Here is a 223-nt window from a genome sequence, read left to right as displayed (position 1 = left end):
GGAGCGATGGGCGGGCCTCGGCGACGTTCGGAACTACCGCCAGCATCGAACTGTCGCGGACGAAGCCCTGATCACCTATGAGCCGCCTGTCCCACTGACGCCGGCGCAGGAAAAGCGCTTGGAGGAGAGCACCGCCACGTTGCAGGAGTATAGCGTTATCGCGTGGGCCACGAAGTCGCTTCAGGAGAACGTCCTTGCCGACGGTCTGACCTTAGCCGACGCT

1 protein-coding gene is annotated in these 223 nt (G+C 63.7%); it reads left to right on the top strand.

Annotated features, from left to right (window positions below; all coding sequences use genetic code 11):
* Positions 1-223 (top strand): hypothetical protein (locus E4K09_RS28690; RefSeq protein ID WP_166802119.1); only part of this gene is annotated, 223 nt, incomplete at both ends.

It is taken from the genome of Microvirga pakistanensis (genome assembly GCF_004458765.1).
In the GTDB taxonomy this organism is placed as follows: domain Bacteria; phylum Pseudomonadota; class Alphaproteobacteria; order Rhizobiales; family Beijerinckiaceae; genus Microvirga; species Microvirga pakistanensis.
Note: the sequence above shows the minus strand (reverse complement) of the source record. Positions and strands in the feature narration are given on the sequence as shown.